General features: G+C 58.7%; 3 protein-coding genes. All 3 read left to right on the top strand.

From position 1 onward, the window contains the following. Positions 1–2,836 (top strand): glycosyltransferase family 4 protein (locus AC1DVA_RS26055; protein ID WP_476807801.1); only part of this gene is annotated, 2,836 nt, incomplete at its 5' end. Next, on the top strand, positions 2,836–4,332 hold the full coding sequence (locus AC1DVA_RS26050) for a hypothetical protein (protein WP_476807800.1): 1,497 nt from the start codon (positions 2,836–2,838) through the stop codon (positions 4,330–4,332). The genes AC1DVA_RS26055 and AC1DVA_RS26050, both read left to right, overlap by 1 nt. Before the next feature lie 18 nt (positions 4,333–4,350). Then, positions 4,351–5,277 carry a rhamnan synthesis F family protein gene (locus AC1DVA_RS26045; protein WP_476807799.1) on the top strand — a complete coding sequence of 309 codons (927 nt, stop codon included), beginning with the start codon at positions 4,351–4,353 and terminating at the stop codon, positions 5,275–5,277. Positions 5,278–5,583: the final 306 nt, after the last annotated feature.

Raw genomic sequence — 5,583 nt, 5'->3', positions numbered from 1 at the left:
CAGCTATACCTCGGTGGCGACGGTATATGACCTAATTGTCTTCGAAGATCACGAGGTCCATCTTCCAACAGAGCTGCATCGCGAATGGTTTGGCGCCAAGCTCGACCGGTTGCGGCGCGCCGACCTCATTCTGGCCATATCAGAACACACTCGAAACCGTGTGATCAACAGGTTGGGAATCGCGCCAGAGCGCGTTGTCACCATCATGGGCGACACAAGCGATGTATTTCGTCCTCTAAACATGCCTCCCGCAGAACGCGCTGCCGTCCTTAAGAAATACGGGATCGAGAAGCCTTTCGTGATGCACACGGGTATTCTAGAGTCGCGCAAAAACGTCGCTGGCCTCGTCGAAGCATTTAGTCGACTAAGCCCGGAGTTGCGCGCTAACTATCAGATCGTGTTTGCCGCTAATTCCACGCATCATCAGCGTGAACAGTTGCAGCGTCACGCGAACCAGTTCGGGATTGATTCATCGACGCTGATCTTCGCCGGATACGTCCCAGACGAAGACCTTGTCCGGCTTTACAACTTATGCGGCGTTCTAGCTTTTCCATCGTTTGCTGAGGGCTTGGGTCTACCTCCACTGGAAGCAATGCGTTGTGGCAGCATTGCCATCGGGGCATCAACGACGAGCACGGCGGAAGTGATCGGCGATCGGGAGCTGCTCTTCGACCCCCACGATACGAATGCCTTCGCCACAACGCTGTCACGTGTGCTGGACGACTCTGAATTTCGGCGCGCAAAGCTGCTGAGTTGCCGACACCAGCAACAAAAATTTAGCTGGGATGGATCGGCCGCGCTTGCGCTGGCTGCTATCTGGGAAGCTTCGTCACGACGTGAAGCTGAAAAGGCAACCACACCCCGTCTCATCCCAGCAGCTCGGAGCTACCGTGTCGGCCCCGGAGCCCCCGATGCCAAAACCCTTACCGATCTCACTCGCCAACCCGGTTTTATCGTCTGGGAAGGCAGCGCGGCGAATACAGTCGTTCACGCTAGCCGTGAAGCACGCTACAACGCTCTTGGATATAAAGCTCTTGTCTCCGATGCCTCACTTGATTCCAAGACAATCTGGGAAGCCGCACCTGGGGTGCTCGCTTCGTTGTCGCAGTCCGAACTGGACCTACATACCAGCGTAGCGCGAGAAACCCTCCACATAGCTTCCACGGCCAGAGAAGCACTGGATCGGGCTGCGAACGTTATTCGGCAGGCGGACGGCCAGAGCGATAGTTTTGCTATTGAATTCGCCAATGCGCTCGCAGACACAATTCGGCAGCCTTCACAACCGCGACTGTTCGTCGACATTAGCGAACTGGCCAAACGCGACGCCAGGTCCGGCGTGCAGCGTGTCACCCGCAACATCATCACACACCTGCTGCGAGATCCGCAGAGTCTCCGGGTTGAGCCCATCTACGAAGCGGGCGGTGTCTTCCGTTACGCGAGGGCCTTCACGGCACGCCTTCTTGATCAGGAGCCGCTCGATCTTGAGGACGGTGTTGTCGATTTCCAACCCGGCGACAGGTTCCTCGGCCTGGATCTTAATATCCTGATCTCCGACAGCGCCTTGGCGATGCTAGAACGACACCGTAGACGAGGGCTCTCAGTGTGGTTCGTCGTCTACGATCTGCTTCCATTGCTGATGCCGGAATACTTCCACTCAGGCTTGCGCCTGCCGTTTCATCGATGGATCAGCCGCTTGGCGAGTGTCTCGGATGGACTCGTGGCAATCTCACGTTCGGTAGCCGACGAGATCGCACTTTATCTCGATGAGATCCGGCCTGAACGCAGCGAGACCCTCCAGATCAAGCATTTCAACCTAGGTGGAGATCTGGACGGCCAGATCGTATTGCCGGAGTTGAGCGAGAGCGACATCGCGGTGCTGAGCGCGTTGAGAAATCGAACTTACTTTCTCAAAGTCGGAACACTCGAGCCCCGCAAGGGGCACGGCCAATTGCTCGACGCCTTCGAACTGCTTTGGCAGCAAGGTTCGGATGCATGCCTCCTTCTGATCGGCAAAGCTGGATGGCTCACTGACGATCTTATCTCACGGGTCGAAGAGCATCCAGAATTCGGCAAACGCTTGTTCTGGCTGTCCGGTGCAAGCGACCACGCACTTGATCTCCTTTACGCAAACGCAGCGGCGGTGATCCAGTCTTCCTATGGCGAGGGCTATGGGCTGCCTCTGGTCGAAGCGGCGCGGCATGAGACGCCAATCATCGCGCGTGATATTCCGGTTTTCAGAGAACTTGCGGACGGGCACGCGACCTTCTTTGCTGACGACGGCGCGAACGCAATAGCCGAGACCGTGGCTGCGTGGCTCAGGATGCAACCGAGTGATCGACCTGTCTCCAGCGGCTTGCCTTGGATCACCTGGCAGCGCAGCGCAGCCGACCTCGTTGCGATCATCAGCAGTCGAAAGCCCTACCGCCGCTGGAGCACAAGCGACATCTGGCATCGCACGCCGACCCATCCGGAAATGATAAGCAAGACCGGCAGGTTGGAGCGCGGCAAACTTCTGGCCGACGCTCCTGAAGGCGTCCTGCTCGACCTGCCGGTCACCGATCTTGCCGACGGAGCCTACGAACTCGAAATCGTTGTCGAAGCTCCCGCCGGTTCCACCGCCCTGTTACGCGGCTCATGGCTTGCGGGAGAGCAACATGCAGAGAGCTGGGCTATTTCTCCGTCGAACGAGGAGGATACGCAACAGCGCCATATCGTCACCGTACCCCGGGGAAAGATCGCCCCACGATTGGTGCTTGAACATCTGCAACCGGGCCCATTGACATTGCGAGCGATATGGCTGCGACCGTTCGGATCGCGCGAAGCGGCTAAATCATGATGAGCGACACAACCGGGCAACAGCAACGCATTCAGCTGCTGAATCTATGGGCCTACGGCGTTTTGGCGCTCGCTTTCGTCATTGCTTACCTGGCCAACCCGGCGCTTCCGGGCAATGAACCAGTTCATCCGCTTGGTTGGTGGCGCTGGTGGGACCAAGGCCACTATGTAAAATCGGCTCGTGCGCTTGCCATGGGCGATCGGAATCCGGATGCGCATTGGTACCCTATGGGCTTTAGCTTGTTGGCGAGCCCTTTCGCCCTGATCATGCCGAACCACCCCTTCTTCTTCGTCGAAATAGCAAGTCTGCTGGCTGCTCTTTGGTTCACGATCAGGATCGCCGAGACACTCGAAATCAACCGCCATGTCGCTACCGCGCTTTTCGTCGCCTCGCTCCTCCTCGATCGCCTGGTCTTCATCCAGTTCGTCATTCCTTGGAATACCACACCCGTCACCGTTTACGTCTATGCCGCCATTTACCTCGCACTTAGGAAGCAGCCGCCGGGTCCAATCGAAGTTTGTGGYGGGGCCGCTTGCGCGGCATTGACACTAGTCACCCGCCCCAGCGACATTGTCGTCATATCGCCCGCGGGCATCGCGCTGCTGGTCCGGCTCGCCCGCGAAGTTCCGCCGGCAAGGGCGCTCAAGATACTGATCGGCGGCGTCGCAACCGCATCGGTGCTACTCGGCGTTTATGCAGCGTTGCATGCTGCCATCTTCGGATGGGCGCCGTCGCCCTACATGCTACATTCCAGCACGCTCGGCCTGTCGTTCACCAACTACCCCGCTAAGCTCTATGCCGTAATCGTCGATCCGCTTCCACTTTATGGCGAGGGAGAAGGCCTCCTGAAGCGCGCGCCGTGGCTCGTTTGGGCGCTGCCTGCACTCGTCATATCGGCCATGGCAAACTGGCGACCCGCGGTCATCGCGGCTGTCGTCGTCATCGATATCGGCTTCTATTCGGCCTATGCCGACTTCCTGCCCCATGGCATCTGGCGCTACTACAACGTTCACTATCTCAAACTGTCATATCCTTTGCTGGCAGTATTGGCTTTCTACGGCGCCAGACTTTGCTATCGGCGACGACTCCTTCTATTGCCCGCGATGCTACTCGTGCTGCTTCTACTCACGATCAGGATCGAGCCGGTCGAACGTCCGGCGCTCACAGTCGCGATATTGAACGATCGCTCGCTGACATTCTCCTGTGTGTCCTGTGACAATGCGCGAGTGGCCATCATCCGGCCGGCTAAATTGAACTACACGCAGATTTATTTTGAAGCGAACCGAGCGCAGGTCGGCGCGGACAGCTTTCGTAATATCTATGATTACAGAACTATCCCTGTCGAAGGCACCATCCGCGCGGTTTTCCCGGTGAGCTTTAAGGGACAAACGGTTACGCTCGAATTTGCCGCACCTCATGGCTTCACCCCCCAGTCACCGCCACAGATCGGGATCGTCTCGACGCGCCTTCGGCTGCGGTGGCCACGATTGCTGTGATGAGAGGGCAAGTGCCTCATGCCGATCGCTGATCGCCTTGCTGCCGCGAAACGTCTGGGGCCGCGCTCCCAGGCATTCGGTCGCCACGTCTGGCAGAAGGTCGCGGGGTTGACGATCGGACGCCTGTTTGTTTCGGACATCGGGCGTAGATTGCGCAAGGCACTGGCCGATCGCGGAACGCCGCCGCCTGCGCCGGCTCTGAATGTCGCGATCGTCGTCCATGCATATTATCCCGACCTTTTGCCCGAGATCGTCGATTGTCGCTCTATCCTGCCGTGGGCAGTCCCAATTCACGTGACGGTGCCGCCTGAGCGCGTTGCAGCAGCGAAGGCCGAACTGGCGAACGTCGAAAATGTCACGATCCACCCCTGCGAAAATCGCGGGCGGGATATTTGGCCGTTCATCTGGTTGTTGGGCTCCGGCGCGCTCGACGGCTACGACGCCGTCCTGAAGCTCCACACCAAGCGTAGCCCCCATCTGCTCGATGGCGAAATCCGCCGCAAACTGCTGTTTGCAATGCTATGCGGCGAGCGCAACGCAACGCTGCGAGCGCTTTCCGCCTTCGAACTCCCCAAAACAGGCCTCGTAGGCTGGGAAGCGTGCTGGCGCGAAGCGTCGCCATATTGGATGGCAAACCGCGGCCGAGTCGAGCAAATCGCCGCAAAAATGGGTGCTCCGGAAACGGCACAGAGACTGGGTTTCTTCGAAGGGTCCATGTTCTGGTTCCGCCCGAAAGCGCTGACCGCATTGCGCGAACTGTCGTTCCAGCAAGACGACTTCGAGAGCGAAGCAGGCCAGGTCGACGGAACCCTGCACCACGCAATCGAGCGATGCTTCACAATCGCCGCATGGGCGCGGGGCTTCGAGGTCAGAGGCTTGAAGCGAGAACTCTTGAGCGGCGCAATAGCGCAGCAGGACAGCAGCCCCTTGCTCAAGTTTGATTGATCAGGACGAGTCGCGGAGCCTTGACAGGCTGTTGAAAAAGCGGCTCGCGGCTCCGGCCTTGACGTGATTCACTCCTCTGCGCTGGGGAGGGGCGGGATGCGCGGGACGGACGAGAGGACAGGGGCGCTTTTCAGCTGGACACCCGCAAGAACCTACCGGTTTCGCTGATTTCGTGATTCAATCTCTCATCGGCACACGAGGCGGGTGAGACGATGGAACAGCGGTCTTTTTTTGGGTTGTCGGAGCATCTGGCGAGATTGACCGAGATCGGCGACCCGCTGGAGACGCTGGAAGGGACGATTGATT

The organism is Allobosea sp. P4_C6 (assembly GCF_056402015.1).
The sequence above is the reverse complement of the archived record's forward strand: the minus strand, read 5'-3'. Positions and strand labels throughout refer to the sequence as shown.

Bases quoted from the DNA above. Each gene is read 5' to 3' on its own strand.
- AC1DVA_RS26045 (WP_476807799.1), top strand. From the start codon at position 4,351: ATGCCGATCGCTGATCGCCTTGCTGCCGCGAAACGTCTGGGGCCGCGC.